Source organism: Vibrio sp. Vb339, from assembly GCF_902751245.1.
Taxonomy (GTDB): domain Bacteria; phylum Pseudomonadota; class Gammaproteobacteria; order Enterobacterales; family Vibrionaceae; genus Vibrio; species Vibrio coralliirubri.
Genome location: NZ_CADDIS010000001.1, coordinates 893,530 through 910,732, shown reverse-complemented (window position 1 = coordinate 910,732; position 17,203 = coordinate 893,530). Strand labels below are relative to the sequence as shown.

At 37.2% G+C, this 17,203-nt stretch carries 14 protein-coding genes and 1 pseudogene; 6 read left to right on the top strand and 9 right to left on the bottom strand.

The window, feature by feature from the left end:
- Positions 1-143 precede the first annotated feature (143 nt).
- The 3 genes and pseudogenes from HRQ85_RS04040 to HRQ85_RS26190 all read left to right on the top strand — a co-directional run.
- On the top strand, positions 144-359 hold the full coding sequence (locus tag HRQ85_RS04040) for an acetyltransferase (RefSeq protein WP_172378769.1): 216 nt from the start codon (positions 144-146) through the stop codon (positions 357-359).
- Between the two features lie 488 nt (positions 360-847).
- The gene (locus tag HRQ85_RS04035; protein WP_172378768.1) at positions 848-1,210 is read left to right on the top strand and encodes a NirD/YgiW/YdeI family stress tolerance protein; all 363 of its coding nucleotides are present in this window, start codon (positions 848-850) and stop codon (positions 1,208-1,210) included.
- Between the two features lie 599 nt (positions 1,211-1,809).
- Positions 1,810-1,940 (top strand): annotated as a pseudogene (locus tag HRQ85_RS26190) (carboxypeptidase); the annotation flags it as partial.
- 52 nt (positions 1,941-1,992) lie between these two features.
- Here the strand turns inward: HRQ85_RS26190 and HRQ85_RS04030 are convergent.
- The 9 genes from HRQ85_RS04030 to HRQ85_RS03990 all read right to left on the bottom strand — a co-directional run bounded on the left by HRQ85_RS04030 (position 1,993) and on the right by HRQ85_RS03990 (position 14,199).
- Positions 1,993-2,445, bottom strand: coding sequence for a hypothetical protein (locus HRQ85_RS04030; RefSeq protein ID WP_108194590.1), 453 nt, complete (start codon positions 2,443-2,445; stop codon positions 1,993-1,995).
- Between the two features lie 155 nt (positions 2,446-2,600).
- A complete protein-coding gene (locus tag HRQ85_RS04025) occupies positions 2,601-5,771 on the bottom strand; it encodes a type III restriction-modification system endonuclease (protein WP_108194591.1) in 3,171 nt (1,056 codons plus the stop codon).
- A 10-nt stretch (positions 5,772-5,781) separates the two neighbouring features.
- Positions 5,782-7,617 (bottom strand): site-specific DNA-methyltransferase, encoded by a 1,836-nt coding sequence (locus HRQ85_RS04020; protein ID WP_108194614.1) that lies wholly within the window; start codon positions 7,615-7,617, stop codon positions 5,782-5,784.
- Positions 7,618-7,661: 44 nt separating this feature from the next.
- On the bottom strand, positions 7,662-8,444 hold the full coding sequence (locus HRQ85_RS04015; protein ID WP_108194592.1) for a hypothetical protein: 783 nt from the start codon (positions 8,442-8,444) through the stop codon (positions 7,662-7,664).
- A gap of 23 nt (positions 8,445-8,467) precedes the next feature.
- Positions 8,468-9,316, bottom strand: a complete 849-nt coding sequence (locus HRQ85_RS04010) for a DUF4391 domain-containing protein (RefSeq protein WP_172378767.1) — start codon at positions 9,314-9,316, stop codon at positions 8,468-8,470.
- A gap of 10 nt (positions 9,317-9,326) precedes the next feature.
- Positions 9,327-12,554: a helicase-related protein gene (locus HRQ85_RS04005; protein ID WP_253918827.1), complete on the bottom strand. Its 3,228-nt coding sequence runs from the start codon at positions 12,552-12,554 to the stop codon at positions 9,327-9,329.
- A 131-nt stretch (positions 12,555-12,685) separates the two neighbouring features.
- Complete coding sequence (locus tag HRQ85_RS04000; RefSeq protein ID WP_108194595.1) at positions 12,686-12,922, bottom strand: HTH-like domain-containing protein; 237 nt, start codon at positions 12,920-12,922, stop codon at positions 12,686-12,688.
- Positions 12,923-13,244: 322 nt separating this feature from the next.
- Positions 13,245-13,523, bottom strand: coding sequence for a hypothetical protein (locus HRQ85_RS03995; RefSeq protein ID WP_108194596.1), 279 nt, complete (start codon positions 13,521-13,523; stop codon positions 13,245-13,247).
- Positions 13,516-14,199, bottom strand: a complete 684-nt coding sequence (locus tag HRQ85_RS03990; RefSeq protein ID WP_108194597.1) for a hypothetical protein — start codon at positions 14,197-14,199, stop codon at positions 13,516-13,518. The genes HRQ85_RS03995 and HRQ85_RS03990 overlap by 8 nt, the downstream gene beginning before the upstream one ends.
- 811 nt (positions 14,200-15,010) lie before the next feature.
- Here HRQ85_RS03990 and HRQ85_RS03985 point away from each other — a divergent pair.
- The 3 genes from HRQ85_RS03985 to HRQ85_RS03975 are packed head-to-tail and all read left to right on the top strand — an operon-like array spanning position 15,011 to position 17,136.
- On the top strand, positions 15,011-15,391 hold the full coding sequence (locus HRQ85_RS03985; protein WP_108194598.1) for a hypothetical protein: 381 nt from the start codon (positions 15,011-15,013) through the stop codon (positions 15,389-15,391).
- 1 nt (position 15,392) lies between these two features.
- Positions 15,393-15,830, top strand: coding sequence for a hypothetical protein (locus HRQ85_RS03980; RefSeq protein WP_108194599.1), 438 nt, complete (start codon positions 15,393-15,395; stop codon positions 15,828-15,830).
- The gene (locus HRQ85_RS03975; RefSeq protein ID WP_172378766.1) at positions 15,820-17,136 is read left to right on the top strand and encodes a relaxase/mobilization nuclease domain-containing protein; all 1,317 of its coding nucleotides are present in this window, start codon (positions 15,820-15,822) and stop codon (positions 17,134-17,136) included. Before HRQ85_RS03980 ends, HRQ85_RS03975 begins: the two co-directional genes overlap by 11 nt.
- The last annotated feature ends 67 nt before the right edge of the window (positions 17,137-17,203 follow it).

Genomic DNA, 17,203 nt, shown 5'->3' with positions numbered 1-17,203 from the left:
GGTTTGTTCTTCGATTGGTTTGTCGATGACCATAAGCGTAGCTCTGAGACCTGCTTAGTCAAGAAGTGCCGGAATTGAAAACACTCTCATTTTCCAAATAACAATTATAATTAAGGGTGATCGATTAGATTGAGGGCAAAAAAATGTTTCTAAAAGAGAAAAAGAGCGGTGACCTCGTAGACGTAACTGAAATGACTAAATTAACCAACTTATTTCAAGACAGTATCGAAGGTCGGTTTCAAGCAGGTGAAGAACAGCAAGACCCTGAGATGTTTAAAAAATCCGAACTGATGTTTATGTCAGGGGAAGAGTTACCTCGATGCTGGACAGATCCAAACTACCGCTCAGGGGCTAAATAACCTTAGCTTTTCTAGAGCACCCGATGAGTCGCTATCGAAGCTCTGTTCTAAAACTGTTTGACGAACACCTTATAGGCTATCCCCCTGTTAAAACGTTCAGACGCATCTTTACTAGACACAAAAAAGCGAGCCACTTGCAACTTGGGCTCGCTTTTCGTTATCTGGTTTTCTTAGACTCTATTACAGATTATTCAGTTGGTGCTTGTAGCTTGGAAAGCGATTCCGCTCATAGTTCATTGCTGAACTAGGGTTGGATAACAAAGATCAAACACCCTAGAAGATGAATAATTTTCGTAATAAGTAAAATTCTTCGATTAATATTTTTATTAAAATGATTTTTAATATCAAATACTTAAAAACATTACATGTATCATGGTCCCACGTATTTTCAATATGAATAGATTATGAACGCTACTTTCATCCGCGATTAATACTCCCCCCTGCATAGTACACCCATCAAAACAAACTATGACTATTTAGAGGTTCTTATGAAAAACATACTTATTGCTACTACACTAGTTCTGACTTCAGGCTTCGCAACAGCAAACACTTTACCAACAACGGACGGATTTAATGGCCCGACGGCTAGTGCTCCTGTTACGGTTGCTCAAGTTCTAGAAGCAAGAGATGATACCCAGGTTCAGGTGACGGGTAACATTGTGCACTCTCTGGGAGACGACGAGTACAAGTTTACTGATGGTAAAAACGCAATTGTGATCGATGTGGATGATGAAGCTTGGGCTGGTTTGACGATCGCTCCGAATGATCAGATAACGATTATTGGCAACGTAGAAAAAGATAATTGGGAAGAGGCAACAATTGAAGTTGATAGAATTACAATTGGTAGCTAAATCGATTGAATACAGTGGTTTCTAAAGGACAACTGTCCCTCAAAGGAGCTCATGTGGCTCCTTTAACGTTTAGACCTGTAATAAATAGAACACTGTATTTACTTTGTGTTCTCGCTCATAGCTAAATTGCTATGCTCGTCTAACGCTAATTCAGAAAACGTTCACTTTCTCTAACAAAACCAGATTCTTAGGTTACAGACTGAATTTTGGTTCTACCGAGCCCTTTTTTGAGCTTGGAAACAAATGTAGAAGTGACTCACTTTGGGGCATAATTAAGTCAATTCTAGCCTCGTTGACTCGAAGATCTACTAGACGAAGAAAGCATCGTTCGGGATGATTTAACCAACATATAAAACAAAAAAAGCGAGCCACTTGGGCTCGCTTTTCATTATCTGATTTTCTTAGAATCTATTACAGAAGTTCTACTGACTGTTGAGCAATCACGAATTCTTCATTAGTTGGAAACCTATTAGTATCGCTTACTCCAAAACGCCTCTGAGCAGAACCTTGTTACGAACTTTAAAAGGCTGAAAGATTTCGGATAACGTCTGCTATTGCAAATAATTCAGATAGCCCATAGAGTAACGACCACCTGTATTTTGAACCCAATCTTTTCTTGGCTATCCGACAATATTTGGGGGAAAGACTCACTGTTAACAACAGATTAACTGGTGAGCTACTTAACCCTGCATACTTTAAAGCTCACCTAGAAAACCGATACCTTAGTTAAAAATTTCAAGGTATGCAGCGAATTTTATCCCGCTGTATGCCTTTAATCCACGTTAAGGGCTAACCACAGGTGAACTCTGTTGAAAACTTGTTACGATTCCCTGTAAGTTTTCCAATGACTTTTTCGTAAACATATCCTCGTTCTGTACATTGACCACAATAACCCCCCACTCTAAGAGCTTAGTCAATAGATCCACAGCACTGTGTGTGTTGGAGTCATTAAATCGATTTAATGAGTCAACTATGAGTACAGATCCTTGAGGTATTAGATTGCTTTTTACTCCATTAATAAAACGATCTAACTCGCCCGAAGAGCTATATTGTGCACGAAAAGCCGATACTCCTTGAGTATCGAGTTTAAAATCTTCATTAACTTCAAGCTGAAATGTATTTACTAAACGACTTTCTAGCGCCTGTGTCCGGTCAACATCTAGCACATCAGTTGGGCTTAAGTTTAATAATTTGTACCAAGAGAATATTTGAGGCTTTGGATTAACTTCTGTCATAACTTTACTCGCGAGATAATAGAAAGCACTAACTTTAACACTCGATTAACCAATAGCTAATTGAACCATTAACATTTTGCAATTCGGATCTACTATTCTAGTGAGCATCTGTGTTTCATGTGGTAGCCACCAAAATGACTACCACATATCCCTGCTTATTCTTCTAAATGCGTTGCAAAAGTATTATAGCTATCTGCCTTCACGAACTTAGCTGGATTATCTAAAGCTTTACCGTCCTTGCCTTGAGACAACGCTTTAAAGTGTTCAATGCCACAATCAATTTTAGCTTGCTCAGAAGCACGTAAATCGTCAGAAAAGATACTAGATTTAGTTTCAACTACAAAATAGAGCTGATCACCCATACCATCTTCTTTATCAATCAATACCGCCCAATCAGGGTTATAACTGCCTAATGGAGTATCAATCTTAAACCACGCTGGTAATTTGGCGTAAAGCTTAACGTCTGTTGATTCTTCAAGCTTTTCTGCAAACTCAAACTCTGTATCTGAATCACAAATAATGTAATCGTAAACAGATTTGTTCGCCTCAACCATATTTTTAAGATAACCAGTAAGCTCTTCTTCTTGGAACAACTCCTGAGCGTAGTAATCTTCATCTCCAATTCTGTGATATGAGATACCATCAACAATAGCTAAACGCATTTGCTTACGGATCACTTCACTAGCAAGTTCGATGAATCGCTGTGGGTTATTCTTGAATGCTTCTAACTTATCACCTAGTCCAAGCAGAATATCTACCACCGTCTTACGGGTTAGGTTCGTGTTTGATTCAAGATACGTTACTACGTCTGGAAGTTGGAAGTTTCGATTACGGTAGTATTGGATTTTTGACTCTTCATCAAAAGTCTCAAGTTCCGCTTCTGTTACCGCTACTTTCACTTTTTTATATTCAAACTTCGCACTAGCAACCGCAACTGACGCTCTGATTTCCTTGATGCACTTCTGCACAAGCTCACCAACGCTGAAATTCACTCGATAAGTCGTCTTATACTTAATTCTGTCCCAGAGTGCTTTAAAATCATCCCCAAGCACGATTTGCTTACCATTATCTTCACGAAGTGTTGCCGTTTTCTTCTCTTCATGTTTTTTAATGCTTAAGCCTTTAGCAACCTTAGTTAAAGTTGCAAGAATCGCATCAGAATGTTCTTGAACACTTTCAGGTAAACTAACCGTATTATCAACCAGATCAGTTTTAAGAGAATCTAAGATTTTGCCTTTCTTGTCGATATAACCTTTATCCGCTAAGTGCTGATAAATCTCTTCTGATTTTTTAGCACCAAGAAACTCTTTAGTGTCATGCTCATCAGAAATAACAATATTTGCAAATTGGTGTTTTTCAACTGCACCAAACTTGATCCCTTCCTCTTCTTCAATTTCTTTTTGAAGAGCAGCAACAAACTGATCATAAGACTCATTCGCCATTACAGTAAGAGTATTTACCTCAAAACCATACGGTACACGTTCACCCGACTGATCTACTGCTAAACGTAAACCACGCCCAATCTCCTGACGCTTCTTCATCACAGAGTTAGTTTCGTTCAACGTACAGATCTGGAATACGTTAGGATTATCCCAACCTTCTTTCAAAGCAGAGTGAGAGAAGATAAATCGAAGCTTTTCGTCCATAGATAAAAGCTTTTCTTTGTCTTTCATAATCAAGTTATAAGCAGATTCATCAGCAGCCGTTTTACCACCCTCGCCTTTCGCTGAAAGTCTAGATTCTGCAAATTGAAGATTACCTGACGCATCTTTTTTCTTATCTTGAGCAAAGTAGCCATTGTGAACTGAACTCGCTAGTTCCTTGAGTGCATGTTCATTTAAGGTTGGCTTACCTGCATCATTCTTATCCCAAATAGAAGGATATAAAACACGATACTTTGGCTTTCTGAGCTGTTGTGCAAACTCTTCTTCGAACCACTTGGCAAACTTACCCTGAATAGGTATTCCATCACTTGAATAGCCACGGTAATTCGCTACTTTATCAATGAAGAACAGGCTCAAAACCTTGATACCTTTCTGGCTCAAAATCTTGGAATGATCCATTACATCTACGCCAGTAGTAATTTTTCTATAGAATTTCAACTCTTTTTCAAGGTGTTCTTCAACGGTCTTAGATACTTGCAATCGCTTATAAGTATCTTGATCAACTTCACCTATGGATTGACTTTGTTCTATGATGTCATCACGACTCGTAAAGTCGATATACTCGCTACCTTCTTCGCAGTAAATGTCGTTGATTACATAACCTTCGTAAACAGTTCGTCCACCAGAAGCTTCAAATAAATCCGTTCCACTCTTAACTGTGATTGATTTACGTGCTTGTAGCTTTCCTGTTTTAGTTTGAGCGTCAATTTCAATTTTAGCTGTGATTGGTGATTTCTTATTATCAACACTAATCAGCTTGATATACGCTTGGTTATGATTGTCTTGAACTTCCAATGAAGCAACTTCAATCTGTTTAACCAGCTTACGCTCATACGCATCTATCGAATCGAGCTTATAAAGCATGTTGAAGTTTTCAGTCAACGTTGCTGAGTAACGGAAAGTGCAAAGCGGATTTAAACTCGCAATTGCTTTTTTACGGTTAGCTGTAGATGCCACTGATTGAGGTTCATCAATTAGAACAACAGGATTTGTTGCTTGGATAAACTCGATAGGCTTCATACCGTTTAGACGATCATCAGTTCGGTGAATCAGGTTAGCTTTCGTCTCTTTCTCTGGATCAGTGAAAGACTTACTGAAAGCATCAATGTTGATTACCATAATTTGAATATAATCATTCGTAGCGAAGTTTCTTACTTGCTCACGCTTTGAAGAATCATAGACAAAGTAATCATATCGAACGTTCTTATACTCTTTCCTGAAATGATCTTCAGTCATTTGCAGAGATTTATAAACACCTTCTTTAATCGCTACCGATGGTACAACGATGATGAATTTTGTTAATCCATAACGGTCGTTCAGCTCAAAAGCACTACGCAGGTAAACGTATGTTTTACCTGTACCAGTTTCCATCTCAATAGTAAAATCAAGGCTTGGAAGCGCTTGTTTCGTAGTTTCAGTCTGAGGTAAGCCATTAACTAACTGAACATTACGAGTATTCTCATATAACTCTTCTGGTAACAAGCTCAGCGCATTAGCAACACCAATACCATCATTTCTCTCAAACATATCTGCTTGAACAGCGTTTGATACAGAGAAGTTAGATTGAAACGTTTCTTGTCCTTCAAATACACCAACAACTGCGTTAATCGCATCTTTTTGGTGAGTAAGATCAGGGTTAAACTTTATCTTCATTTCAGACATAATTTATCCCCTAAATGCTTTTAACATCGTCAATGCCAGCTTGCTTCAAAATCTGAATAGCATTAGTTTTTACGTTGCTATCAGCAAATCCAGCATCTTTGAATACAACTTGAGTAGTTTCTGGATCTAGCTCTTCTTTCAGCTTGGCAATACCTTCTACAGTTTCACCAGTAATCTCATCATCTAAACAAACAATCAAAGCACCTGCACCGACAACAAAGACCTGCTTACCACTCACTGTTTCAGTCTCTACTGGTGTCGTTAGGTCATAGCCATACTTTAGGAATATTTCATACAGAACATCTTCGCTTGAACGATCAGCCTTGATTGATTCAGTTGCTTGTTGCAATACAAGCTCAAGGTTGTCAAAATCAGCATCCCAAGGACGAATATTTGTATCATCAAGCTTGAACTTCATTGGGTCATTGTAGCCTAGAGCTTTACTTGCTCTATGGATTCTTTCGTAAGTGAAATCTGAAATGTATTCAAAATCATTTTTTCCCGTTGGCTCAGGTAACTGAACAGTAATGAACCGTCTAGTTCCCTCATCTGTAATATTCTTTTCCATTACCGCGTGAGCCGTAGTTCCACTACCAGCAAAAAAGTCTAATACAATCGAGTCTTTATCTGCCCCAATGTCTAAAATTCTACTTATCAACGAAACAGGCTTTGGCGTGTCAAACACCTCTTTGGTCTCAGGGAACAGTTTTTTTAACTCCTGTTTAGCCGTTTGATTATGCCCTACCTCTTCATAAGTCCATAATGTTAAAGGGGTTACACCATTTTTAACTTCAGTAATAAATTTCTTTAATGAGGGGACATTATTACCATTAGAGCCGAACCAAATTCTATTATCTGCTACAAGCTCTGAATATTTATCCTTATTCACACTCCAACATCTTGATTCGGGTGGCGATACAACTCTTCCTGAAGGCGTTGTAATTTCATAATCATTATTACTAGCATACGTTTTAACGGACAAATCAGTAGCCTTCCATACTCCACGAGGATCATCGTCAGGATTCTTATATGCTGTGTTTTGTTTTTCGGTTCTAGCTAATAAATTAGGTCGCCATAATTCTTTGTTTTTTGCATAACACAGAATAAAATCGTGGTTGTCAGATAACCATTTAGCATCATTTTGAGGAGAGTATTTTTTTTGCCAAATAATATTATTTACAAAGTTATCCTCACCAAAGATTTCATCACAAATTTGCTTCAGATTACTTTGCTCGCCATCGTCAATAGAAATAAAAATAGCACCATCATCAGCTAAAAGATTTCTTGCAAGCTTGAGTCTAGGATACATCATTGATAACCAATCGGAATGGTAGCGACCGGACGTATCAGAATTTGTACTTAATTTTCTTCCCGACTCATCCAACTGTCCAGTTTGTTGGAAGTAATTATTTAAATTGCTATGAAAGTTATCTTTATACACAAAATCCTTACCAGTATTGTATGGTGGATCAATATAAATAAGTTTAATAGACTTATGATATGACTTTTGCAGAAGTTTTAGAGCTTCTAAATTATCAGCCTCAATAAAAATATTTTCTGATAGTAAAGAAGAATCAGCAACCTTAAAACAAGGTATTAAAGTTCCTGTAGAAGTTGTTTGAGCGATCTTTTTTGACTGATTCTTACCAGCCCAAGTAAAACTAAAACGCTCTTCGTTTGAGTCAACAAAACCAACATCTTCCTTAGAAAGTAAAGATTTCAAGATATCAAAGTCAATAGCCCCTTCGCTAAAGGCTTCAGGAAAAATATTTTTTATCTCATTAATATTACTTTCTAAAACATTCATACTAGATGCTTTTTCACTGTTCTTTGTAATTTTTTTCACTTTAACCCCACATAGCCTTTGACATCTCATACACCTTCCGAAAGTTATAAGTTGTTTAACTTATACTTTAAACTCGTGAGGTCACGGAACGTGTGACCCTCTAACAAAGGTGCTATCCACATACTTTTTCCGAAAGAAGTCCACGTTATACGCTGATTTTTTTTAATTTTTTCATTTGTTTTCTTAACGATGTCTTCCGAAAAATTCCATCGAGATAATATACAGTTACTATATCTAGAGTAAATCAGCAGTCTTTCATCAATTATCTTGCAATTTTCTCTATGAACAATAGCTTCAAGAACATCTTCATGAACAATATTTAGGTCATCAAGTTGAGTCTCATTTAATCCATAATACACCTGAGTCTCAATATCAGCAGTTAAATCCAAACCAATTTGATTACTATGTAGGTTAAATATTTTAAAATCTCTAGTATTAATTGCTCTATTAATATCATCTCCTCTAGGTAATCGTGATGATTTTACAGATATAGATAATGCAAAGCTAGGAACTGATGTAGGCTCTTGAGTCGTCTTAGCCCAATGATAAAGATTCTCCTTACTCGTTGCTACTACAACATCCCATCCGGGATCAGGTGCTTTAAAGTTATCAACTCTAATTTGATCATAAGCAATTGCAGCTAAACCTACATCACGTAGATGTTTACATACTGCGATAGTTGCAACATCACCCATAATTTTATCGTCTAATGCTTCAGAAATACCTCGCCTATTCATATTCGGCCTATCAATAGAGTTATCTAACTTTTTACAAGCCCACTCAATTGCAGCTAGCCTGTCATTTCCTATATTTTTATAAATTGGCATATAACTTACCTACTATTAAATATTCAAATTTGTAATTTCAATTTTTTAATATCATCTTTAATCATTTTGGACTTAACATTAAAAATCAATTTTTCTTTCATTTGGTGGCAAGAAGAAATTAAGCTTTTCATTCTCATTAATTCAGCCTCTAATTCTTTGATTTTTACAAGTACTGCTTTTCTATCTTCATTTTTACTGTAGTGGATATCAAACAACTTGTTTTCTGAAGTATATGTGCTTAATGAAATATATTCACCGGATATATCACTTATCTCCAGATTAAGTAGCATTGAGATGAAATCTTGATACAGCTCGTAATAGTTGACGCTTGATACATTTTTAAGCGTAAAATCGTTCAAAAACTCTTTTTGATTGTTCTTCAAGCTTGCAACAGTAAACCATTGGCTATTGTAAAAATGCTCTATAACCAGTTTTGAACTATCAGACTGATTGATTCGCTTATCCGCTAGGCTGATCGCTAACTGGCCGTCTAATTCAATCATTAAGATAACGGGATATGGGATTAGAGTGTGAAAGAGCTTCGCAGTGTTCTTCAACTTGCCAAGGTTTGAACTATCAGGTTTTAAAATGACTTTGAGAACGGCTACTTCAATATACTCAACCGTTTCAGTAACGTAAGTAGATATGTTCAACGTTTCAGGTTTAAGCGTATTAACCCACTCCACTAATTGAACAACCTCATTGACCAACTTCTTATCACTAGCTGATAGATCGTTGTTCACTAGAATCATCTTCTTGGTGATACGAGTACCAAGAAAGGTTGAATCAGGTAAGGCTAAGTGTTCATAAACAGCACCAAACAGGGCCTCATTATTTACCTCACAAGAGTGAAAATCAATAACATTGCTCATTGTAACGCCCCTATAGAATGACCATGTAACTAACAACTTCAAAATCATTGACGTTTTGAGTGCTTGATGCAGATAAGACCGTTCCACCTCTATTGAAGAGACTCGTTGCTCCAATCTCTTCACTCTTACCAGCAATGTTTTCTACCGCTTTAGCGAGAAGGTTCTGGTAATGCTTCATTTGTTTACCGTTTTTAGAACGTCTTGCAAACTGATTGTAAGCGTCTGTTGATTGGTCAATATTGGTTAACTCTGAACCTAGTTTTTTACACAGATCGAGGATTTGTTTTGACTGAGTAAACGAAAATAAAATTTCTTCTTCATCAGAAACATAGACCAGATAGTAAGGTGCAAGCGAATAGCTTTCTTCAACTTGAACTTTTCCTTTAATGTCTTTCAAACAAAAGATCACACCTGATTCAATCTCATCACCAAGACCTGAGAACTGACTTGATTCAGATTCAAATGCTTCTTTATTTATAACCACTGGCGCAAACAAGCCTATTGGCGATTGTTCCAATACACTAGTATTGTCATTATCTTTACTACTCAGCTCTTTATTGCTTAGGAAGCCCGACAAATCCATTCTAAAATCATTTAGTGTCAAATCAGTAATAGATACACCACCTGAAATTTCTTCAAGATCAACAACTGCATTTTGAAGTTGCTCAAGCTGTTTTCTACGATACTCTAAATCATTCATTCCTTTGTTAATCTTAGGATCTTGCTCTATAACGTTTTCTTCACCTGTTGCTGAAATATCAAGTAGTACCATTCGCCCACTAACTCTTGCTTCTAGGTTGATATACTCATCCAACTCCATGTTTGGCCAAAAGTTAACAAGCTGGATCACATCATTTACAGAACCTAAACGGTCTATACGTCCAAAACGCTGAATGATACGAACTGGATTCCAATGAATGTCATAGTTGATTAGGTAATCACAATCCTGAAGGTTCTGACCCTCAGAGATACAATCGGTAGCTATAAGAATATCGACTTCTTCTTTAAACTCTGGAAAGACTTTTTCACGCTCTTTTGATTTAGGTGAGAAATGAGTTAAAAGGCTATTCAGGTCAGTTTTGAACTTTTTACCATCCGTTCCACGCAAGGTCGTTTCAGTGCGTTGACCTGTAATAATGGCAGAGTGAAGACCCAACTCTTGAGAAGCCCAAGATGATAAGTTTTTGTATAGGTACTCTGCGGTATCAGCAAAAGCAGTAAAGATAATAACTTTTTTATTATTACCATTTATCGGGTTCTTACATTTCTCAAGATACGCTTCTTTCAACATAGAAAGTTTGGCATCACGCTCTGAGTTAATGCTTTTTGATTCTCGAACAATCTCTTGAAGGAATACTCTATCTGCTTCAAGATCTTGGGCGAAACGAATCAGATCCATATCTTGAATACGCACTTTGGTTTTATTACCAATTAGATATGGAGCGAGTTCTGGCGAGTTAAATTCTAGATCATCAATCTCTTCTATTGGCGGAGCAACAAACTCTTCTGTTAGTTCATCACTAACTATTTTTTTATTGATATGGGGCTTAATATTAGCGTTAAAATTATGAATTTTGTTTAGTAGTGTATCTACCTGAGTAAGCACTTTTTCTGATGTTAGCGTGAACGAATGGATTGAGCTTTCCATACGCTTAAGAAGATTGATACGGATAAGATGGATCAAGCTTTCTTCACGGTCTACTTGCTTAAATACACTTTTACCACCTTTAACCTCTTGGTCATATCGTCTCGCGTACTCTGCTTTCTTATCCATTCTCACGTATTTCATAGGTGAGTAGAACGCAAGTGATAACCTTCTAATGGTCTTATTCACTTCTTCCAGTGGTGGGAACTGGTCTTTAAGATCAATTGATGCTTTTAGGTTTACAGGTAATAGTCTGGTCGGGAACTTTCCGATATCAGCAGTACCATAATATTTTTCAATATGCTTACGAGAACGAGCTATTGTGTAAATATCCAGTAGTTTGAAATAATCGAAATTCATCGAGTCTAAAAGGTCTTTCGATGTTCGAATATCAGGATCTTGTTCAGCCCACTTAGAGAAGCGAGTTTGAGCTTGTCTTAGCGTCCCCTCAATACTGTTGATACCGTGATCATGTAAAGCTTGGTCATTCGCCTCAGAGATAAACGCTACTTGATTTTTCATATCATTTAGACGGTTATTTACGGGCGTAGCTGAGAGCATCAATACCTTCGTTTTTACCCCTGCTTGAATGATATCTTCAAGTAATCTCTGATAACGGTTTCGACCGTCTTTCTTAGGGTTGTTGTTTCTGAAGTTATGAGATTCATCTATTACTACAAGGTCGTAGTTACCCCAATTGATAGTCTCAAGATTGATATCGCCTGAGTAACCACCCGTTCTACTCATATCTGTATGGTTAAGAACATCGTAGTTAAAACGATCACTAGAAAGTAAGTTTCTTTTGTCGTTTTGCGTATAGATTAGCCAGTTATCACGTAGTTTCTTAGGACAAAGCACAAGAACCTTATCATTGCGAAGTTCGTAGTATTTGATTACAGCCAGGGCTTCAAATGTCTTACCTAAACCAACACTATCAGCGATGATACAACCATTGAAGTGCTCAAGTTTGTCGATTGCACCTAATACACCATCTTTCTGAAACTTATACAGCTTGTTCCAGACAGTCGTATCTTTAAAACCTGTTTTAGTTTTCAGGATCTTGTCTTCTTGCAGATCACCCACAAAATCTTTAAAAATATTATATAACGTAATGAAGTAGATAAACTGTGGTGTTTGATCAGTCGTGAATTTGGCAAGCTCCGCTTGTAGAAGTGCCTTTGCGTCTTTAACTTGTGCTTTGCTTCCCCAAACTCTATTAAAGAACCCTAAAAGCTCTTTAGCTTGATCTGCATTAGCAAGACTAATCATGTCAAAGCCATTCGACTCTGTTAATCCAATACCTTGACCATTGAATTGAGCACCGTTTATCGCTATTGATTCTGAATGTGAATTTACGTGCGTAATGTGCTGATGAACAGCTCCAGCTTGTTGCACTAAACGAACGGATGCCTTTTCCTCTAACCAATGAGCAAACTCTTGTGCTATTGCTTTTTGATTTAACTGGTTACGGAACTTGTTTTCTAATGCAGAACCATTCAGCGCACCGAAAGGCGATTCACTACCTAGTGAATCAAATGAATCAAACCCTTTAGCTTGAGAGAATAACAATCGTGCTGAATCTAACTGACTCAACGAATCTTTTAGATGTTCGAAAGCATAGATGGAGAAAAGCCCTGTCATTACAGACAGCTTATCGTTAGTTTGAATCGAATTGGAAAGCGTTTCTGATACTTTAGTTGTTACGTTATCAATTAGCATACTGACTATATCTTCCTTATATCTAAACCAGCAGCTTTAAGCCGTGAGGTAAGGTTTCTCATCTTACTAAACTCTGTACCATAGCTAGGTTTTATCCCTAACTCTTCACAAAATTCTCTTGCGGTAAGATTGCTTAGTTCATCAGCATATTTGATAGATTGTAGACAGAACTCAGTCATGTACTGATTACGAGGAGCTGAAGCGAGTGCCAGCTTGATTTCTTCTATAATTTCTTTGTTCATAACGTATCCAACACGGGTCAAAACAACTTCTAGCTATTTTAGCTAATTTTGCAAAAATAGCTATTGGATACTAACGATATACTCGTTTATTAAACGGCTACTAGCATAGAATGCGTATCACAAACAAAGGTAACGTATTTGAAGGCCTAATTTGGGGCAAAGTTAAACAACATCATATTTTTGGATATTTATATTCGCGAACAATACACTGTATTGCTCGCGAGTTTTCTAAATAGTGTCATGTTTGAAAATCCACTATAAGGCTTTTTGTATTCGACCTTGTTCTAGGTAGACCGACGCAAGCGTCGCACTTAACCCAACTTTAGTTTGCCTTTTCGTAGTCACATATATCCCCAAAAGGATTCTCTGGGTGAATATGATCGAGAATGAAAAATGCAATTGGTCTATTTCTGTGATCCAACATGTTGATATCATCTAACTTATAATGATGTCCAGTATACAAACAATAAACAAAATGTCTGAGCCTCGGCTGATTTTCAACCAGTTGTACAATTTCGTTCCAGTCGGAATCAGGATCTAGCCTGTTCAAACGCCTAGCTTTTGCACGCTCAACAAGCATTGCTTTCACTGAGTTATCCATAGTGCGCCTCTTCACTGCTTTCCGCTTCTTTGTCCAAGCGCTTAAACTCGTAGTGGGTCTCTGCACTGGAGTACTTTTTGAACACCTCAATAGGAACCTTCATTCTAAAGACAGTGCCTTTTCCCCCAGTGGTAACCCAGTTTTCCGCACTGCCTCCACTACTGAATCCACCTTTAACTACAAATACATCTCTGGTTATTTTAGCGCCTGAATCTCGATTCTGTGCAAAAGCGACTGAATACCCGAGGCAATAGATACCTTCATGTTTGGCTTCTAGATTACTAGGTAAACTCACTTCAATAGATATCAACGTTGAATTGAAACAGAACTCAAGTTCCTCGACCTCTGATTCAACTAAATCATTAAAAGCCCAATGTTTCGCTTTTTTATCCCAAACGCCACCTAGTTGATGACACTGTTCGATAAAATAACGATTAAAGGGTGTGGATACATGGATGAAGTCGCTCGCTTCTGCTATCCCCGTCTTTCCAGTTAAACAAAACTTCAACTCTTTGCCCCACTGACTTTCTGTCGATATGTCCTCAACATCAAGCATATACTCACCAAGTTCCAACTTTTTCGATAAGTTATCAATTTTCAACTTACACTTACGCCCTTCTACTTCTGCGGCGAACCAAACACGATTTTTTTTCTTTAAATTAAGTATCTTTAACATTTTATTTCTCCATTCTTCACAAGCGACTATCACCTGTTGTCATTTACAATAACGTTCACACAGCACCCCGTCAATACCTTAAGTTATTGTTTTTAAAAGGATTTTTGAAATTGGTATACGATATCAATCTACCTAAATCAGAGCAAATAATTGACTTTAAGCAAGCTCAGCACTCAGATCTTAAAGCTTTCAACATTGACTAAAACTTCATTTTTCTTTAACTGATAGCGTCTCAAATGATTGCCAAATACGTGACAATAATCACACTTAGTAATCTCTAGCTTGAGCTCTCGCGTGCGTGTGAGGAATACGGCCAATGCGGATGGTATTAAATGATATTGATTGTCATGTGCTGAAATATTGATAAATATAGATAATTTAGCAGTGACTTAAATGAATAATAAATTAGATAAAATATTTAACTTGACAAAAAATTCAAAAAACTTAACATAATAATTAGAATATTTAATAAAAATAATTAATAAAATCTCAATTATTTATAGTTTTGGATTTATTCATCATCGTATGATGATGGCCAAATAAAATGTTTTGATATCAATAAACATGATTGATTATTTTTTAAAATTAAAATCAATCGTAAGTTAAAAAACCTCCTCCCGTACATACTGAATTTTATTAACACTCTACCATTCAAATTATTATTGGAAGCGTCATATTCTAAAGCTCTTTTTTAAAACCAATAATACTCCTTACTTCCACAGCCTTAGATTAAAAATAAAATTTCAGTTAATAAACCAACAAATTTAATGCGATAATTAAGTACACATAGCCGTAGAATCACAGGATTAAAATGTTACTTAACTATTTAAATAAATATAACGACACTTCAACAGAATTAATACACAAGCACTGTGAAGAAGATAAAGTCAACTATAAATCAACAATGTATTACGCAGAAGTAATATATAAAGCTAATGGCGCATTTATATCAGAAGCCTTATTTGCCCCTAAAGGCTTAAAGAATGGCGATTACCTTTACTTTCAATCAGAAAGGAAAAGTGTGCCTGAATCATTTAATGCATTACAGTTGAACAAATCAAATATAACTCGAACGATTGGCCAGCAATATTTTGATACACACAAAATTATTATGTGTGTATCAAAATTAAAGTACATGCTCAAACCTTTCAGGTTCTGCGCTAATAACAATACAAAAAGGGATAAAAATTAACATGTTAAATAAATCAGGAAGACCTAAAAAAACAGAGTGGGAAAAACGCAACAAGAAGATCCAAATATCATTAACACAAAAAGAATGGGAATATATCTGTAAAAATGCTCAGAAAGCCAACCAAAAACAATTGGCAACGTATTTACGCACAGTTTTACTTTCATGTGTATCTACAGGAGGCATTAATTATAAAGTACAGAGCAAACAATCTATTCAGTATATGAAGCTGTTCATTAATGCGTTTAATAATCTTAATCAATCAACAAAACAGATAAATACCGCTTATCGAAACAATGTTTTGTCACGCAGAGATTTATTAATTCACGCCAACATCATTAATAAGCTAGAGAAAAGAACTGCGAATATCCAAGAGCAGGCTCAGCACTTTGAAGAATATGCAGCCATATTTGAGGATGGAGAGCACAACTATGACACATAACCCAAAAGAGCTTCGAGCGGGCTATGAAAAGACACTACTTTATATTTTCAGAGGTGACCGACATGAACATGAGTTTAATCCCGATGACATCGATCCTATCGCTGGTACCGTAGGTAGTTTACCCCGATGGGTAGACGGAGCATATGAACTAGAAGGGGTGTCTATCGCCTTTCAGAGTAGCCAAGAACTGCACACCGGTAAAGGTGAAAAACTCTACAAACATTTTGTCATCAGTTTAGCGCCAAACGAGCACCTCTCCTCACAAGAATGGGAAAAGGTCTGTCAAGAATACATGTCAAAGCTTGGCTACGATAAATGCCATTGGATAGCGTGTAAACATAGTGACAAGATTGAACATGTCCATATTTTAGCCTCCCGTGTCAAGCTTGAATTAGGAGGGCCATTAGTCTCAACCTACAAAGACTATGAAAAAGGTTGGCCTATCATGCGTCACTTTGAACAAGCTTATAACTTAACAAAAGTCGACAACCCCTATGAAGGTTTTGGACACAACTATACAAAACCTCAAATTAAGGCCGCTGGCGGTCGTATACAAGCCCAAAAATCCGACTCTGCCCATTCTATTCGCGTTGCTATTAAGCTGCTATACGCTCAACACGGAACGCCTAGAAGCATGACTCAGTTTGTGGGTATGCTCGCCAGCAAAGACATCGCAGTGAAAGCAACATTGAACAACGAAGGCGAGATAAGAGGTCTTTCATATTCGAACAAAGAAGGGCTGTGGCTATCCGGTACACGAATTAAAAAAACACAGTTAACATTCCAAGCATTACTGAAAAATGGCGTGAGCTACAAACCGAGCCGTGACGATTTTGCTTTAGGGCTTTCTCAGGACACTCCGCTATATGCGCAATTTAGTGTAAAAGTGTCAAAGAAAGAAGTTGAATGCATAAAAAGAGTAAACGCCCCCTTATTCGTCAGGAAGAGAAACAATAGCGCTTGGGCGGATTTTACGATGATGACATCTCGTAGAAAAAAAGAACAAGCGATTGCTGTGGCTAATATGCTGCTACTCATGAAAATGATTTTTGGGCTTGACGATGAATCGATTGAGTTTAGAGCGTACTTAGACAAACTCTCTCTTCTAACGTACCAACAAAATTTACTCCACTGCTCGTCTCATCAGCATGTCTATAAATCCAATCACAACTTTGATGCGATGAAACAAGAAGTCGATGAGCAAACAATGTCCTGGCGAAATCAGACGTTTAATGGTGAAAATGGAGCGAACCATTGTTCAAACTCCGCTTCCTACCAACAATGGATGCGACGTTACTCATTCTAGCCTCCGTATGGATAAATACAGCGCCAATCGACTATTAACGTCGGTGGCGTGGTATACCGCACAAAAC

Excerpts from the sequence above, each read along its gene's own strand:
- HRQ85_RS03995 (WP_108194596.1), bottom strand. The coding sequence starts at position 13,523 with ATGGATAACTCAGTGAAAGCAATGCTTGTTGAGCGTGCAAAAGCTAGG.
- HRQ85_RS04040 (WP_172378769.1), top strand. The coding sequence starts at position 144 with ATGTTTCTAAAAGAGAAAAAGAGCGGTGACCTCGTAGACGTAACTGAA.
- HRQ85_RS04015 (WP_108194592.1), bottom strand. The coding sequence starts at position 8,444 with ATGCCAATTTATAAAAATATAGGAAATGACAGGCTAGCTGCAATTGAG.
- HRQ85_RS03975 (WP_172378766.1), top strand. The coding sequence starts at position 15,820 with ATGACACATAACCCAAAAGAGCTTCGAGCGGGCTATGAAAAGACACTA.
- HRQ85_RS04035 (WP_172378768.1), top strand. The coding sequence starts at position 848 with ATGAAAAACATACTTATTGCTACTACACTAGTTCTGACTTCAGGCTTC.
- HRQ85_RS03980 (WP_108194599.1), top strand. The coding sequence starts at position 15,393 with ATGTTAAATAAATCAGGAAGACCTAAAAAAACAGAGTGGGAAAAACGC.
- HRQ85_RS04025 (WP_108194591.1), bottom strand. The coding sequence starts at position 5,771 with ATGTCTGAAATGAAGATAAAGTTTAACCCTGATCTTACTCACCAAAAA.
- HRQ85_RS04030 (WP_108194590.1), bottom strand. The coding sequence starts at position 2,445 with ATGACAGAAGTTAATCCAAAGCCTCAAATATTCTCTTGGTACAAATTA.
- HRQ85_RS04010 (WP_172378767.1), bottom strand. The coding sequence starts at position 9,316 with ATGAGCAATGTTATTGATTTTCACTCTTGTGAGGTAAATAATGAGGCC.
- HRQ85_RS03985 (WP_108194598.1), top strand. The coding sequence starts at position 15,011 with ATGTTACTTAACTATTTAAATAAATATAACGACACTTCAACAGAATTA.
- HRQ85_RS03990 (WP_108194597.1), bottom strand. The coding sequence starts at position 14,199 with ATGTTAAAGATACTTAATTTAAAGAAAAAAAATCGTGTTTGGTTCGCC.
- HRQ85_RS04000 (WP_108194595.1), bottom strand. The coding sequence starts at position 12,922 with ATGAACAAAGAAATTATAGAAGAAATCAAGCTGGCACTCGCTTCAGCT.